This is a genomic window from Pseudoalteromonas sp. OF5H-5 (assembly GCF_021530695.1).
In the GTDB taxonomy this organism is placed as follows: Bacteria; Pseudomonadota; Gammaproteobacteria; order Enterobacterales; family Alteromonadaceae; genus Pseudoalteromonas.
This window is the reverse complement of the sequence record NZ_JAKGBF010000004.1, coordinates 301584-316883: the sequence shown is the minus strand read 5'-3', so window position 1 is coordinate 316883 and position 15300 is coordinate 301584. Positions and strand designations below refer to the sequence as shown.

The following is a 15300-nucleotide window of genomic DNA, read 5'->3' as shown; positions in this document are numbered from 1 at the left end:
TCCTGAGCTCGGTTTGAATGCTAAGGTTAAGTGAAATCTGCTTAGTGGCTCTAGGTAGTTACACCACTTTGTCTTAATACTTTGCTCTAGTAACCAATAATAAGAAGAAAAAATAATGACCAACAAACTTTACCAATATCCACTTGCGCTTGCGTTTACCTTCAACTTGGTTGCATGCTCGGTAGGTAATCTTAACGCTACTCATGGTGAAGACTTAAGCCATTTTGCTGGAAATATTAATGTGGCAAGTGGTCAAAGAGCCGGGAACTTATCCCTACAAAATGGCAATATTACGCTAGCTGAAGGGGCCAAAGTTAAATCTGCAGAAGTGACTAACGGTAATGTTCAGCTTGATAAGCATAGTGAAGCGCAGTCGGTTAATATTGATAATGGTAATATTATGCTGATGGAAAAAGCGCACGTATATGGGAGCATTCAAGTTACCAATGGTAATATTGAGATTGGTGAGTCGGTTCTAATTGAAGGAAGCGTCATCAACGCGAGCGGAGATATTACAATTGCCAGCGGCGCTACTATTTTAGGTGATGTGATCTATCGTCATGCAGGATATCTTGCTTCTAAGCTTGAGAAAGACATACCAACGCTTACAATTAGTGATGGTGCAAAGATTGTTGGCACTATCCAGCTTTATCGTCCTATTCATATTGAACCTAAACATCTACAAAGTCAGATCACTTACCACTATAAACAGTAAGCTGCATGAGAGTAAGGTGAGCGCAATACGCTCACTTGTGCTCTTACTTAGCGCTAAGTATTTGCGCTAATTTGTGTACATCATCAATAGCACGTTGTTTTGAGCGCTTATGCCTGTCATCTCCAAACTCTTGATACTCAGATGCGATTTCATAAAACGCCTCAGCACCTAAATATGGAGCCAACTGCTCGATATGGCTACTTAAGTGATTCAAATGATATTGTGACTCACCTTTTTTAAATGCAAATTCTCCCCAAGATGCCAGTAATACGAGAGTTTTACCCGATAAAATTGGCTCAAGTGGTTTATCACCTCGTGCTAAATCAAAGCTGAAGGTTTTATTTACTCGGATCGCCAGATCAAACCAAGCCTTTAGCACGGCAGGCATGCCGTAGTTATACATAGGGCTTGCGATCACGATAATATCGGCATTGGTCACCTCTTTGATAATTTCGTCAGACTCAGCGAGTACTAAGCGTTGTTCTTCGCTCAACACGCCTTTTGCAAATGCAGCCGCTATAAATGCTTCATCTATGAATGCAGGTTGTTTCACGTAGAGGTCGCGATGGGTGATTTCCACTTCATGTGTGAAGCAGCTAAATTTTGTCAAAAATTGCTCACCTAACATCCGGCTAATTGACTGATGTTGCGAACTCGTCTCACTATGCTTTCTTACGCTACTACTTATATATAGAATGTTTTTCATGGCTTTTCTCCAGTTGTGTCTTGTGTTTTATTTTGTGCCTATAAGAGCAATGTGACAACTGAGAAGAATCCATAAATAGATGAGATAAACTAACTTATAGGTTTGCTATGTTCACACATTTACCGTCTTTGAATAACATAAAAACCTTTGCGGTTGCTGCGCACTACTTGAGCTTTAAAGATGCGGCGCGGGTACTCAATGTTACGCCTACGGCAGTGTCACATCAGATAAAGTCACTGGAATCACAGTTAAGGGTTCAGCTTTTTGAGCGAAAAACGCGAGCAGTGCAATTAACATTACAAGGACAGGCACTTGCAAAGGTGTGTATTGATTCACTCAATATGCTTGATAATGCGTTTATTGAGTTTACCGAGCAAAAGAATGATTTGCTTATTTCATGTTGTAATTCATTTGCTGCACTTTGGCTTGCTCCGAATATGGCTGCCATTAATCATGCTTTCCCAAACCAAACCATCACAATATGCGCGAGCGATCAACTCATTGATTTAAATAAAGAGAAGCATATTGATATCGCCCTGCGTTATGGCAAAGCGGATCCGAATTCTAATGAAACTCATCTTATTACCGAGAAAATTGGGCTTTATGCTAGCCCAAATTATCGGGTGCCAGACCAAGGTAAACCTGTACTATTTCTCACCCATTGGCAAGACGAAACGGGGCTTGAAAATATTCCTTGGCGAGCGCACATTGACGAAAGCCATTATGACTTGCGTTATTTTGAGCAAGAACACTTTGTCTTGCAGGCGGCTGTGGCCGGGCAAGGGCTGGCACTATTGAGCGATGTATTAGCAGAGTCAGCAGTAATACAGGGGTGGTTAAGTAAAAGCCCAACAATGGAGGAATTTTCAGGCTATGGCTATTGGCTCAGGCAAACGACTTATCGCAAGAGTTCGGCGACTGTTCACCAGTTTACCATTTGGCTGGCAAGCGCGTTACAAAATATCAAGGCCAACAAAGATAAGGACACAAGATAAAGGACAGGCACTTTTATCAATGAGCAGATAAGCCGTTTTTTAATATTGATCTATACTTTTGTGGAACTTAAGTCCTTATTCGAAAAGTGTTTATCGCTAGGTGGTGATGTGATGATAAAAATCCTGCTGATGAGTCTCATTTTATTTCCCGCTTTATGTTTGAGTGGTGATTATACCTTCGCCTTTGTGCCGCAGCAGTCTGCAAATAAGTTAGCCAAAAATTGGCAGCCTATTCTCGATTATCTCAGTGATAAGACCGGAGATAACTACACGTTTAAAACCGCTAAAGATATACCAACCTTTGAAGCCCGGGTGTTGAAGCAAGAGTATGATGTAGCATACATGAATCCCTATCACTTTGTTGTATTTAATGAGCAGGCGGGTTATCAAGCTATCGCCAAGCAACGAGATAAAATGATCAAAGGGATCATAGTGGTTAAAAAGGGGGCTGGTATCGCTGACTTGTCGCAGTTGCGAGGAGAGACGCTTGCTTTTCCGGCTCCTGCTGCATTCGCTGCAAGCATTTTGCCCCGTGGTGAACTTGTGAAACAAGGTATTGAATTTACACCAAGGTATGTCTCTTCCCATGATTCTGTTTATCTCAACGTGTCGAGAGGATTTGTCAAAGCGGGCGGTGGTGTTATGCGTACTTTCAACAACGCCGATCCCAAAATTAAATCACAACTCGACATTCTCTGGACGACAAAAGGTTATACGCCACATGCATTTGCCGTAAAAAAAACAATGCCAGAAGATGCAAGGCAAAGATTAGTAGAGGCGTTGACCTCTCTTGAACTGAGTGAAGAGGGAATTAGGCTACTCGAAGCGGTGAATTTCAAAGGCATTATGGCGGCGTCGAACGAGGACTGGCAAGACGTAAAAGCATTAGAATTAGAAACCTTAGTTGGCAATTAGTACGCGGACTATTAAGAAGCCCCACAACTGAATGAAAAGGCTATCGTTAAGACTCAAAACCATGATTGGCACCGCTATTATTGAAGCGGTGTTGTTGAGTGCGCTCATATTTGTAGTGATTGATTTTATGATGGAGTCTGCAAATGACGCCATGAATAAACGCGCAACGACAACCGCAAGCCTGTTTGCGAGTGCGACCAAAGATGCGGTGCTGTCATACGATTTGGCCACACTGGATGCTTTTACCAATGAGTTATTAAGTAACCCAGATATCCTTTACGTTAAAGTCATCGATGGTGAAAACCAAACTCTTTCTTTTGCAGGTAACGAGCGCTTAAAAGAACGTACATTTGAAGGTGATACGTTAGTTGAAACAGTTACCGACGGTATTTTTGATATTCATGCTGATATTGTTGAGGGTGGGACCCTGTTTGGCACCATTCAAATAGGCATAGATATTGGCACCATAAATCGAGCTATGTCAGAGGTAAAACGCTGGACGGTTTCCATCGCGCTGTTTGAAATGGCGTTAGTTGCTATTTTCTCTTATTTTCTCGGTATATATCTCACAACCAATCTGTATATACTGAAGAATCAAGCTAAATTTATCGCTCGGAATGTCAAAAACGGCGTGTTTGATTTCAAATGGAAACCAATACAGAGTAAAGATGAGTTACAAGAGCTATCTTTGGCGTTTGATGAGCTATCACAAACCTTAGCCGAAGAGCATGAGCGTCGAGAGCGATATAAGCATGACTTGATTGAGCTAAATAAACATCTAGAAGAATTAGTGGCGCAAAGAACTGAAAAACTGAATCAGAAAAATCAGCAGCTTGAGGCTACCAATAGAGAGCTTGAAGCCGCACAGCAACAGCTTGTTCACTCAGAAAAAATGGCATCGGTGGGTCAATTAGCCGCCGGGGTTGCCCATGAAATAAATAATCCGCTCGGTTTTGTCATGAGTAATCTCGATGTGATGCGTCACTATCATGGCGATTATGCCGAACTTGCAAAGCGTGCGATTCAGCTTGGACTTGAACCCAGTACACTCGTAGCGTTTAATCAGTTTATTCAAGACAAAGACTTTGCTTTTATTAATAGCGATTGTACTGAGCTTATTGACGAGTCGATGACTGGGCTACAAAGAGTGTCTGCAATTGTGAACGACCTCAAACAGTTTTCAAGGGCAGATACTATTCAATTGCAACCTTGTGATATTAACGCCTGTATTAAGACAACGTTAAATCTGGTGGAGAGTAAGCTCAAATATCATGCTAATGTGATCACACAACTGAATGAAGTCCCTCAAGTGCTCGGTAATCAAGGTAAACTAATTCAAGTATTAACGAATTTACTGATCAATGCGGCTCAGGCATTGAAAAGCGAAGGAGAGATCCGCGTCTCAACAAGTCTAGAACAACAGCGTGTATTGATCCGAATTCAAGATGACGGGGTGGGGATCCCCGAAGAAATAAAAGATAAAATATTTGACCCATTTTTTACGACTAAGCCCATTGGCAACGGGACAGGCTTAGGCCTTTCAATAAGTTATGACATTATTAAAGAGCATGGTGGCGAGCTTGTAGTAGAAAGTGAGGTTGGGATTGGAAGCTGTTTTACTATCACCCTGCCTGTTTCTCCTTGAACTCGAAAAGCAGTTTGATCTTGCCCTTGTTATTCAACACTCAAGTATAAATTATCCGCAGTTCAGATCCGCATTCTGGTAATGAATATCAGTTGGTGTGAGCCTGAGACAAAGGTTTCTAAATAAAGGGTGATGGATTACCTTCACCCACTTAGGCTTTATATCTCAGAAGTATTGTAATTTCCATAAATGGTAATTATTATCATTCGCAATTTTTGCAAGGACTTGCGTGTTGACTTATAAATGATGTATTCACAAGAAATATTACAGTCACTCTCCTCAAATGAATGTGCACTAAAACGTTTTCTGACTAGCAAGCTTGGTTGCTCAGATACAGCGTCAGACATTCTACAAATCATTGCTGAAAAGCTGTTAAAGATGAAAACAAAGCGAAATGTAGAAAATCCAACTGCCTATCTGTATCGCTCCGCCCACAATGAAGTCATTAATTACTTCCGTACTGAACAGGCTAGAACCCAGTATGAAAAAGCGTACATGACGGTATGTATCGATAGCCAAATAGCCGATATTTCAAAGTGCCATATCAGCTCGTGTGAGCTTCGTTGCATAAACTTGGCACTGGACGAGCTGCCATTGTTAACCCGGCAGATATTTTTTATGTACACCATCAAGGGTGTTAAACAACGAGATATTGCCACACAGTTAGCAATTAGCCTGTCAAATGTAGAAAAGCGTCTCACCGTAGCAATAAACTTTTGTAAAGAGGTATTGTCTCGTTAAGTTCAGGTGGCACTTTCGCTGCTCGCACATAAAAAGTATGACGAACACCTTTCAGTTACTACTTATCTTAATGCTCGCCGTTACGCTAAAGCGGATTTTTATAAGATTTTTACGGGTTTGCTAATTCGTAGACGTCTTAACGATGAATTATATAAATGGGTACATGAAAATAGAGGATGACCATGAAAAGCCATACTTTTAGAATAAATAAGTTTCAGCATGCGATAAATATATGTAGACGGAGCTTATTTGTTTCTAGCGCAGGACTCATATTGGCAACTGCGAACGTTTATGCTAGCGATACTACGTACCAACTAAATATAGAACCCCAAACGCTTTCTACAGCGATAACCGAACTGTCAGCTGCAACGCAGCAGCACATTACTGCATATGGTGTCGCGTTAGCAGAGCAAAAAACGATACAAGTGAAGGGAAACTATACGACGGAAAAAGCACTTGAAATTCTTTTGAAAGGAAGCGGGCTTGTTGCAACTAAAGTTGACGAAAATCGTTTCTCAATCCATGAAGTAGGCGCAGCTCTCGCGCGTGATAATGAAATTGAACGTATTGCGGTGACGGGCAGTTATGTGGTCAATGAGCCAATAGACACGGCAACAGGTTTGGGTCTGACATTGCAAGAAACTCCGCAAACCGTGAATATTATTACTCGGCAAAGTATTGAAGATCAGGCGTTAACGTCACTAACCGATGTGATTAATAATGCGTCTGGCATTTCGGCCAAAGCTTACGATAGCTCAAGGAATGCGTTTTCGTCTCGAGGCTTCAATGTTGACAACTACCAAATTGATGGGGTGCCAGTACAGTGGAATGGCGCGCAGAGTGCTGGTGAGTCGCTTACCGACACCGCACTCTATGAACGTATTGAAATCGTGCGGGGGGCTACTGGGTTGTTGACCGGCGCAGGAGATCCGTCGGCATCGATTAACTTGGTTCGTAAACACGCAAATTCGAGTGAACTTAGTGGCAAGGTAATTGCGCGCTTAGGGCGCTGGAACAATTATTATGCGAGTGTTGATCTGGGCACCGGGCTAAACGAAAGCGGATCTGTTAGAGGTCGAACGGTTATGGTGCTGCAAGAAGGCGACTCTTTTGTCGACTATGAAAAAAAGAGTAAACAGGTTTTTTATGCCACCGTTGATGCAGATTTGTCGAATGCAACCTTACTGCGATTAGGGTATAGCATTCAAGACAATGAACCCAAAGGCTCTCAATGGGGCGGGCTGCCAATATTCAACTCTGATCTCAGCCGTACAGACTTTGATCGTTCAGCTTCAGTGGCCGCAAAATGGAGTAGTTGGGCCAGTACACACAAAACATTTTTTGCAAACCTACATCACAGCTTTAGTAATGGATGGGAGTTGGTTGCCCATGCGAATAAAAATGTCAGCACTGCAGACATGTATTTACTTTGGGTATCCGGACTTCCTCATCCTGTGACGGGGGCTGGGATGACTGCTTCTGGATCGCGCCTAGAAAATGAAAGAGAGCAGATTGACTTTGGTGTCAGATTACAAGGCATGTACTCTTTATTTGACCACGAACATGAATTTGTAGTTGGGGCTGCAAAGAGCGATCAGGACTTTGTGTATTACGGCTATGAAGGTGGGGGGAGCAAAACTGCCAAACCAGTCACAAACTTTTTTGAGTGGAACGGGGAATTTGACCAGCCAGATTGGGGTCAAAAATATATCAGCCAGGATTACACCACTGAGCAAACAGGTTACTTTGCTGCGACACGAATACATTTGAGCGATAAATTTAAGGCAATTGTTGGTGCACGGTTAGCGAGCTGGAATAGGCAGGGTGTATCCTATGGAACAGACCAAGACTATGGCGATGATGACGTATTTATTCCCTATGCGGGGCTACTGTATAGCTTAAATGACAGTCATACGATTTATACAAGTTATACGGAAATCTTTAAGCCGCAGAATGCGGTTGACGCTGATGACAATTACTTAGACCCCCTCACTGGGATCAATTATGAAATTGGTTTGAAAAGCACTTATTTCAATGATGCGTTACATACCAATATAACTTACTTTCAAACACAGCAGGAAAACTTAGCGGTTGTTGACCCTGATTTTGTTCCACGTCCTGATAAGTTAGCTGCATACAAGGAAGCAGATGGTGTTGAAAGCGACGGTTACGAGCTCGAAGTAGTCGGTCAGATCATGGACGGCTGGAAGATTAATGCCAATTATACTGCATTCGAAGCAACGGCTGAGGATAGTAGTGGCACATCAAATACGGTTAATACGCGATTTCCTCGAAAAATATTTAGATTATTCAATACCTTTGAATATAACCAATTTACATTGGGTGCAGGTATTTCTTGGGAGGGTGAAAACTACACTGACATAAAATCACCATTAGGCAATGTACGAGTTGAACAGCCAGCCTATTCACTTATCAATTTAATGGCTAGATACCAACACAACGAGGCGCTATCAGTACAACTAAATATTGATAATGCCTTTGATAAAGAATATTACAGTCAGATCGGCTTCTACTCGCAGCTAGCATATGGTGAGCCAAGAAATATTAGTTTGAGTCTTCACTACAAACTATAAATTTGAACTCCATATTCGATGGAAAAAAGGTATAGAGCTAGAAATAGCGCTATACCTTATCACTAGTAAACACGCGAATACGATGTCTATCAGGGTCTAATACGACAAAACTAGCGCCATATCCCTCGGCTTGCGGGACCTGAGCAAACTCAATATCTAGTAATTTCCATGTATCGTATAAAGCCAAAAGCGCTTCTTGGCTTGGTTGCATAATAGAGATTTCAGAACCGCCCCCGGTAATGCAACTTGGTGGTGTAAGGGCTGTGTTTTGTTTAAGTGCAATGGAGACGTTGTGTGCACATTTCATAGAAACAAAAGTTGGAGAAAGCTGCGCTGCCTCACATTGGAATAGCTGTCTATAAAACGCTTCGCTCAGCTTGATATCGCTTACATATAACACCAAAGAATCAATGGTGATCATCATGGAATTCCATCATCTTTTAAAAATTGCAGCTAAGATATGCTCTCGGTGTGTCAGTTACTGTCAGTAGTTTTACGTTGAGTTAGAACCTTGGGTGAGCATTTAATCGAGACAGCTAGTCCCATATCACTTTAACTTCATGTTATTAACGCTTAAAGTAATCTCGCACACTGTCTATCGGTGTGTAGAGCAACGTGAAACTGGTATTTTTAACAAAAAGGAAAGGTTGTATGGTTACTTGCTACTTAAAATATGTTGTTGATCCGGCAAAAATTGCTGACTTTGAGGAATATGCCAAAATGTGGATCCCACTCGTCAATCGTTTTGGTGGGCAGCATAATGGCTACTTTTTACCATCGGAAGGTGCAAGTAATATTGCCTTGGCATTATTCACCTTTCCCAGTTTGGCAGCCTATGAAACGTATCGTAATGAGTCGTTTCAAGATGCTCAGTGTCAGGCTGCAATTAAATTTGCAGAAGATACCGGTTGCATAATTAGCTATGAACGCAGCTTCTTTAGACCTGTATTTGAATAGAGGTAAGTAAATGGAGCTGAACATCTCGTGCAACTAGATATTTCTGCCAATCTCAAACTACAAAACCTTGCTTTGACGCATGCAAAACCATTGTTTGATTGCGTACAAAGCAGCCGTGCAAGTTTACAAAATGTGCTGCCGTGGGTTGCGAAACTACATACCGAGGCTGACGCAGAGCGATACATCGACACACGTATAAACAACCAAGTCGGCGGACTTTGGTCTGCTATTGAATTTAATTGCGAGTTTTGTGGTGTGTTTGGGATCAAATATATGGATGCGCAAACGCAAACTGCTGAAATTGGCTATTGGCTTGGCGAAAAGGCAAGAGGTTACGGCTTAATCGGTCTAGTGCTTGAACAGGTTATTGCCAGGCTTCGAGAGGTAAGTGATATTAAAACTGTGGAGTTTCAATGTTTACAGTCAAATATTGCGAGCCAGCGGATCATTGAAAAAATAGGCGGCCAGTTTGTTGAGTCCTGTGTCAATGATCTGGGCGTAGCAGGTGACGAGCCATTATATATTTATCGACTCACACTTTAGCTTCGCCTTTTTAAAGGAACGAGCGCATAATTGCTATGCGCTCAACTGATTAGTTTACCTCACACTTAGCAGGCACAGCTCGGCTTCGTAGGGTAGTGACGATAATTTGCGGTAATAGCGGCATTACAATCATGCCAACCATCAAACTATACTGAAGCGGGGTGAACGTCTCGCCCAGTAGCACCAGCCCCGTCAAAATACCCGCAATCGGATTTGCAATACCACCAAAGGTAAAGTCCACAACAGACATACGTTGTAGTAACCACACGTACAAACTATAACCCAGTGCGGTGTTCAGGAGCACAACCCATAATATGCCGCTGAGATTGGTCATCGAGAAATTGTTAAAAGCTGCAATATACTTAGCTGGTGCGATCACACCGTGAACGCTTGATGCGAGTGTGAGAATAACGCCGCCAATAATGAGTTGCCAAGTTAACACTGTCCACCAATGCATGCGATCACCAAGAGACTTAGTGATTGAGCTGCCGATCACGATACAGGTTATTGCCGCAAGTATTGCCGCTAAACCAAGAGGGTTTAAACTCAGTGAACTCGGATCAAATAGCAACCAGGCCAACACAATAAGCGCCGCGCCGCATAACGCTTGCACCAATCCTGGGCGTTGCTTATTGACCAACCAATGATAAAGCATGGCGAACACAGGCACAGACACCATGCCCACGCTCGATATGGCAGATGGTAGCGTTAACGACATCACGAAGATCATGCTAAAAAAGGCCGCGATATTAATCGCCCCAAGGGCGCATAGTATTTTCCAGTCAGCTTTTTTTGGCAAACTTGGCTTAACTGCTAGCAAAATAAGCCCAGCTGGAAGCGCTCTAATAGCGCCAAGTAAAAGAGGCGGCCAGTCCGCAAGGGTGTATTGTGTCACCGCGTACGTGGTGCCCCATAAAAATGCAGGGATCATCGCAAGGAGTATATTCACATTAACTATCTTTATGTTGAGATACTTTGTGCTAAGGTATTACTAAAAACACTTTTTGTAAAGTATCTTTATGTTAAGATATTTCTTTACAAAGTTTGTTGTCGGGGCAAATATTGATGGATGCGATTGATAGAGTACAAGAGCAGTGGGCTCGCGAAAAACCACAGTTAGAAACAACGCCCATGGCGATAATGGGTCGCTTAGTGCGCATAGCTAAACATATGGAAGCCGAAGTTGAAAAGCTACATAAGCAATACGGATTAAATTTGGGCGAATTTGATGTGTTAGCTACCTTGCGCCGCAGCGGCAAACCATTTCGCTTAACCCCATCAGAGCTATTTAAAACCATGCTACTCACCTCTGGCGCGATGACTAATCGATTAGACAAGTTAGCGGCAAAAGGCCTTATTAAGCGTGAGCATTGTAAAGAAGACCGCCGCAGTGTAACAGTGGAATTAACAACCGAAGGCCTCGCCCTGATTGAAGAGCTGATTGAGCCGCATATCGCCATTCAAGCCCAATTGGTTGAAGGGATGAATAGAGAGCAGCAAACCTTGCTAAATAGTGTGTTAAAAGAGTGGTTAACGCAATTTGAGTGAGGGTGTAAACAGTTTTGTAATATGTCGGTTAGGTTGGAATAAGTGAAGCACCACCACAAGTGTTTCATAGTGTAAATAATCTAGTGGGAGGCGGCTCACCCGCCGAAAAGTTATGTTTTCGAGCTATTGTTGATGATGAGCTTGCAAGCGACCACTTCGAGTTGACTGATCAGTAGAGCCTTCCTTGGCTAATATCAAAGCGCATCCATGCGCTTCTCGTTCATTCTTTTGAAACGACGCAAAAGAACAAACCAAGAAAACGTCGCCCCAACATCACACTTAATCCTCAAATCCTAAGTCGATATAGTGCAACCGTCTTGTAAGGCACGTCCATGATGCCAGACAAGACTTAGCCGACATCCTGTCGGCACATTGCATATCGGCTTACGCTTTTCGGGTGTGATGAAGGGGATAAGTTGCTTGTATGAGCTTCTACGGTTTTAGCGATTAAGCTGCTTGCAGGTATTGCAAAAACTATCAGCGTAGCATCTCTTCTAATCCACAGTGCAAATAGTTTTGTGGGAGGCGGTTCACCCGCCGAGAAGTATGCTTTTCAGGTGTGACGAAGGAGAATAAGTTGCATGTGAGATCTTCTACGACTTTACAGTAAACCCCAAACAAAAAAGCCACCTTGTTAAGGTGGCTTAGTCAAACTTGCATCCGGTTATTTATGCTTTACAGCCCACAGGTGCAGTAGTTCGTGTGCAATGGTGGCGGCGGCGATTGCGGTGAGCTCGCTTTGGTCGTAGGAAGGGGAGACTTCTACTACGTCCATGCCTATCATGTTTAGCCCTTGCAGTGCGCGTAAAATCTTCAGCACTTTGTCGCTGGTTAGGCCGCCGCATACCGGGGTGCCGGTGCCTGGTGCGAATGCTGGGTCTAGACAGTCGATATCAAAGGTTAAGTACACCGGCAAGTCGCCAACGCGTGCTTTGATTTGTGCTGCTATTTCTTCGGCACTTAAGTCGTTTGCTGCCATAGCATCAATCACGCCAAACTCGTGGCCTTGCTCTGTGTACTCGGTTCTAATGCCAATTTGCATTGAATGCTCTGGGCTTATTAGGCCTTCAATCGGAGCATGATAGAACATAGTACCGTGATCATAGCGTGAGCCTTGGCTGTACGTGTCTGTGTGCGCATCAAAATGTACAAGCGCCATTTTACCGTGAATTTGCTGGTGAGCACGCAGCAATGGCAGGGTCACAAAGTGATCGCCGCCTAGGCTTAATAGCGTTTTGCCTTGCTGCAAAATTTGCAGAGCTGCTAGCTCGAGTTGCGCAGTAAAATACTCAGGATCGCCAACTGGGTAAGTGAAATCGCCAGCGTCCTGAAGTTTAATTTTGTCCCACAATGCAAATGACCAAGGGTATTTTTTACTTTCCCAAGCTAAGTGCACGGATGCGCGACGGATTGCATCTGGACCCAAGCGCGCGCCTGGACGTCCAGAGGTTGCCAAGTCAAATGGCAAGCCAAGTACCACAACGTCTGCATCAATATCTGTGATATTGCGTACCATTGGCTGACGTAAAAACGTCATGCCGTTGGAGTACAGAGAATGATCGGTGTGATCGAATAAGTGGCTCATGGGTTAAAAATCTTCCAAATAAGTATAGCCGTCAAGGCCGGTTTCAAGCTCTGCTAGGCAGGTAGCTCGTTCTTCAAGCGGTAGTTTGCTTTCAACTAGGTTGGCAAAGTTACGCTTAAATTGTTCAACATCAAGGTGTACATAACGCATCATATCGGCAACAGTGTCGCCCGCATCCACATTACCAAGCGACAATTCGCCCTGGTCATCTAATGTGGCTACAACGGTGTGGGTGTCGCCAAACAGGTTGTGCATGTCACCTAAAATCTCTTGGTATGCACCTACCAAGAAAAATCCCAATAAATAGGGTTTATCTTTGCAAAACTCAGGCACTGGTAGCGTGGCTTCAATACCTTGGCCATCCACATAATGCTCCACCGTACCGTCAGAATCACAGGTAATATCCAGCAATACCGCGCGGCGCTTTGGTGCCTCTGTTAACCCGCTGAGTGGCAGTACAGGGAATACCTGTTCAATACCCCAAGCGTCTGGCAAAGATTGAAATAGCGAGAAATTCACAAAGAATTTATCCGCGAGCTTAGCACTGAGCTCGTCAATAATTGGGCGATGGAAACGGTTTTTGTTGTCCATACGCTTGTTCAGCTCATAACATACGCGCAAGTTTACTTGCTCCGCCCATGCTCTTTGCTCAAGGCTTAATAGGCCCATCGCAAATTGGCTGTGTACTTCTGCCAAGTCGCCCTGCGTATCATGAAAAATTTCAATCAACGCGCGGTCATCACTCTGCTCGTTGAGTGCCTGCCAAGACGTCCACATATTGTGTAGTAGTCTCGGGGCGTCACTTACCGGTGCAGTTATCTCTTCTACTTGATAGCTTTCGGTGCCAATCACATCGGTGATTAATACCGCGTGATGCGCCGTTAGCGCACGACCCGACTCAGAGATGATCTTTGGCATTGGCTGATTGTACTGTTTACAGGTATCGCCTACGGTGTAAACGATGTTGTTTGCATATTCAGCTAAGCTGTAGTTCATCGAGTTAGACGACTGGCTACGCGTTCCATCGTAATCCACTGCAAGTCCGCCACCTACGTCTAAATTCAACAGGTTTGCACCTAAACGGCGTAATTCGCAGTAGAATCTAGCGGCTTCACCCACACCAACGCGCACGTCACGAATATTGGCCATTTGCGAGCCTAAGTGAAAGTGCACCAGTTGCAGCGCGTCTAGCATGTCAGCTTGCTTTAATTGGTTAACAACCGTAAGCACTTGCGATGCAGACAGGCCAAATTTGGACTTTTCGCCGCCGCTTGCTTGCCATTTTCCTTTACCTTGTGATGCCAAACGTACGCGTAAGCCTAAACGTGGTTTAACGTTGAGTGCTTTGGCTTCTGCCATCACGATGTCGAGCTCAGAACGCTTTTCTAAAACGATATAAACCTGATGGCCTAATTTTTCACCGATAAGCGCAAGACGGACGTATTCTCTGTCTTTGTAGCCATTACACACGATCACTGCGCTGGTTTTCTCACTGAGCGCCAATACGGTAAGTAACTCAGCTTTACTGCCAGCTTCTAAGCCAAGCTGTTTTTTATCGCTGGCCGTTTGGCTTGCGATAAGCCCCTCAATGACTTCTTTTTGTTGGTTTACTTTAATTGGGTAAACCAATAAATAATCTTCTGGGTAGCTGTAATCAGTAATCGCCTGATTAAACGCACCAACAATATTATGTACGCGCTGTTCAAGGATTTGTGGAAAACGCACTAGTGCAGGTAGGGTATAACCCTCAGATTTAATTTGTTGTGCAATGTTTGTCAGAGTTACGGCGTGCTGTGGCTGCTGTTGGTTCGGCATCGCAGTAACCTCTCCCTGATCATTAATACCAAAGAAGCCTTGGCTCCAGTGGCGCACGTTGTAGCATTCACGTGCTTGCTCAGAAGAGGTAAATTTGGTCATTCAAGTTCCTTAACGTAAGTTAGAGTTCAGTCTGCAGTGCGTCATCAATGGCGGCTACTCACTGAGTGAAAGGTCTCATTAATTTTCGCGCATTAGACACAAATAGAAAGTCTCAGTCTAATGAGTTATTTTGCTCGTCAAGAGTGACAAATCTTTCCCTTAGTTTAGTTGCGCTATAACGGGAATTAAGTGAGTGTAAACAAGGAGTAGTAAATTCTACTCTCGGGTTTTTTAAGCTAACATTCCATCAAAACGCAAGGTTTGCATCGATGACAATCAATATTATTTATGTCGCTTTGCTCTGCGTGCCTTTGCTTATTTTAGACCTTAAGCTTAGTCGTCGAGAAGGTGATATCTTGTTCATGGGCTATGTAGCTTATTTCATTTATACGTTGAGTTAATAAAGTTTCAGAAGTTTCTGAAACTTTATTGCGTTTAT

General features: G+C 43.4%; 15 protein-coding genes. 10 read left to right on the top strand and 5 right to left on the bottom strand.

The features are described 5' to 3' along the window. Window positions 1-115: 115 nt before the first annotated feature. Window positions 116-715, top strand: coding sequence for a polymer-forming cytoskeletal protein (locus tag L1271_RS08190; protein WP_102056630.1), 600 nt, complete (start codon window positions 116-118; stop codon window positions 713-715). Window positions 716-758: 43 nt separating this feature from the next. Here L1271_RS08190 and L1271_RS08185 read toward each other — a convergent pair whose 3' ends face one another. After that, entirely contained in the window at window positions 759-1421 is a 663-nt protein-coding gene (locus L1271_RS08185) for an FMN-dependent NADH-azoreductase (RefSeq protein WP_235367545.1), read from the bottom strand. A gap of 107 nt (window positions 1422-1528) precedes the next feature. Here L1271_RS08185 and L1271_RS08180 point away from each other — a divergent pair, with 107 nt between their 5' ends. The 5 genes from L1271_RS08180 (at window position 1529) to L1271_RS08160 (ending at window position 8311) form a co-directional block, all read left to right on the top strand. Beyond that, on the top strand, window positions 1529-2416 hold the full coding sequence (locus tag L1271_RS08180) for a LysR family transcriptional regulator (protein ID WP_235367544.1): 888 nt from the start codon (window positions 1529-1531) through the stop codon (window positions 2414-2416). A gap of 111 nt (window positions 2417-2527) precedes the next feature. Then, entirely contained in the window at window positions 2528-3331 is an 804-nt protein-coding gene (locus L1271_RS08175; protein ID WP_102056633.1) for a phosphate/phosphite/phosphonate ABC transporter substrate-binding protein, read from the top strand. Window positions 3332-3362: 31 nt separating this feature from the next. Next, window positions 3363-4976 (top strand): sensor histidine kinase, encoded by a 1614-nt coding sequence (locus L1271_RS08170; RefSeq protein ID WP_010604527.1) that lies wholly within the window; start codon window positions 3363-3365, stop codon window positions 4974-4976. A gap of 243 nt (window positions 4977-5219) precedes the next feature. Then, on the top strand, window positions 5220-5717 hold the full coding sequence (locus tag L1271_RS08165; protein WP_235367543.1) for an RNA polymerase sigma factor: 498 nt from the start codon (window positions 5220-5222) through the stop codon (window positions 5715-5717). A gap of 272 nt (window positions 5718-5989) precedes the next feature. Further along, a complete protein-coding gene (locus L1271_RS08160; protein ID WP_235367542.1) occupies window positions 5990-8311 on the top strand; it encodes a TonB-dependent siderophore receptor in 2322 nt (773 codons plus the stop codon). A 49-nt stretch (window positions 8312-8360) separates the two neighbouring features. Here L1271_RS08160 and L1271_RS08155 read toward each other — a convergent pair whose 3' ends face one another. Next, window positions 8361-8735, bottom strand: a complete 375-nt coding sequence (locus L1271_RS08155; protein ID WP_227387189.1) for a VOC family protein — start codon at window positions 8733-8735, stop codon at window positions 8361-8363. Window positions 8736-8962: 227 nt separating this feature from the next. On the opposite strand from L1271_RS08155, the gene L1271_RS08150 reads away from it, so the two are divergent. Beyond that, window positions 8963-9268: an NIPSNAP family protein gene (locus tag L1271_RS08150; protein WP_010604531.1), complete on the top strand. Its 306-nt coding sequence runs from the start codon at window positions 8963-8965 to the stop codon at window positions 9266-9268. Between the two features lie 27 nt (window positions 9269-9295). Next, window positions 9296-9811, top strand: a complete 516-nt coding sequence (locus L1271_RS08145) for a GNAT family N-acetyltransferase (protein ID WP_102056636.1) — start codon at window positions 9296-9298, stop codon at window positions 9809-9811. A 49-nt stretch (window positions 9812-9860) separates the two neighbouring features. Here the strand turns inward: L1271_RS08145 and L1271_RS08140 are convergent, their stop codons facing one another. Beyond that, a complete protein-coding gene (locus L1271_RS08140; protein ID WP_235367541.1) occupies window positions 9861-10760 on the bottom strand; it encodes a DMT family transporter in 900 nt (299 codons plus the stop codon). Window positions 10761-10876: 116 nt separating this feature from the next. Between L1271_RS08140 and L1271_RS08135 the strand changes: the two genes are divergently transcribed. Next, window positions 10877-11359, top strand: a complete 483-nt coding sequence (locus L1271_RS08135) for a MarR family winged helix-turn-helix transcriptional regulator (protein WP_235367540.1) — start codon at window positions 10877-10879, stop codon at window positions 11357-11359. Window positions 11360-12023: 664 nt separating this feature from the next. Here the strand turns inward: L1271_RS08135 and speB are convergent. Beyond that, on the bottom strand, window positions 12024-12944 hold the full coding sequence (gene speB, locus L1271_RS08130) for an agmatinase (RefSeq protein ID WP_010604538.1): 921 nt from the start codon (window positions 12942-12944) through the stop codon (window positions 12024-12026). Between the two features lie 3 nt (window positions 12945-12947). Beyond that, complete coding sequence (gene speA / locus L1271_RS08125) at window positions 12948-14861, bottom strand: biosynthetic arginine decarboxylase (RefSeq protein ID WP_235367539.1); 1914 nt, start codon at window positions 14859-14861, stop codon at window positions 12948-12950. A 269-nt stretch (window positions 14862-15130) separates the two neighbouring features. On the opposite strand from speA, the gene L1271_RS24720 reads away from it, so the two are divergent. Next, the gene (locus tag L1271_RS24720; protein WP_266068412.1) at window positions 15131-15262 is read left to right on the top strand and encodes a hypothetical protein; all 132 of its coding nucleotides are present in this window, start codon (window positions 15131-15133) and stop codon (window positions 15260-15262) included. The last annotated feature ends 38 nt before the right edge of the window (window positions 15263-15300 follow it).

Bases quoted from the DNA above. Each gene is read 5' to 3' on its own strand.
- L1271_RS08150 (WP_010604531.1), top strand. From the start codon at position 8,963: ATGGTTACTTGCTACTTAAAATATGTTGTTGATCCGGCAAAAATTGCT.
- L1271_RS08170 (WP_010604527.1), top strand. From the start codon at position 3,363: ATGAAAAGGCTATCGTTAAGACTCAAAACCATGATTGGCACCGCTATT.
- L1271_RS08135 (WP_235367540.1), top strand. From the start codon at position 10,877: ATGGATGCGATTGATAGAGTACAAGAGCAGTGGGCTCGCGAAAAACCA.
- L1271_RS08165 (WP_235367543.1), top strand. From the start codon at position 5,220: ATGATGTATTCACAAGAAATATTACAGTCACTCTCCTCAAATGAATGT.
- L1271_RS08175 (WP_102056633.1), top strand. From the start codon at position 2,528: ATGATAAAAATCCTGCTGATGAGTCTCATTTTATTTCCCGCTTTATGT.
- speB (WP_010604538.1), bottom strand. From the start codon at position 12,944: ATGAGCCACTTATTCGATCACACCGATCATTCTCTGTACTCCAACGGC.
- L1271_RS08190 (WP_102056630.1), top strand. From the start codon at position 116: ATGACCAACAAACTTTACCAATATCCACTTGCGCTTGCGTTTACCTTC.
- L1271_RS08185 (WP_235367545.1), bottom strand. From the start codon at position 1,421: ATGAAAAACATTCTATATATAAGTAGTAGCGTAAGAAAGCATAGTGAG.
- speA (WP_235367539.1), bottom strand. From the start codon at position 14,861: ATGACCAAATTTACCTCTTCTGAGCAAGCACGTGAATGCTACAACGTG.
- L1271_RS24720 (WP_266068412.1), top strand. From the start codon at position 15,131: ATGACAATCAATATTATTTATGTCGCTTTGCTCTGCGTGCCTTTGCTT.
- L1271_RS08180 (WP_235367544.1), top strand. From the start codon at position 1,529: ATGTTCACACATTTACCGTCTTTGAATAACATAAAAACCTTTGCGGTT.
- L1271_RS08155 (WP_227387189.1), bottom strand. From the start codon at position 8,735: ATGATGATCACCATTGATTCTTTGGTGTTATATGTAAGCGATATCAAG.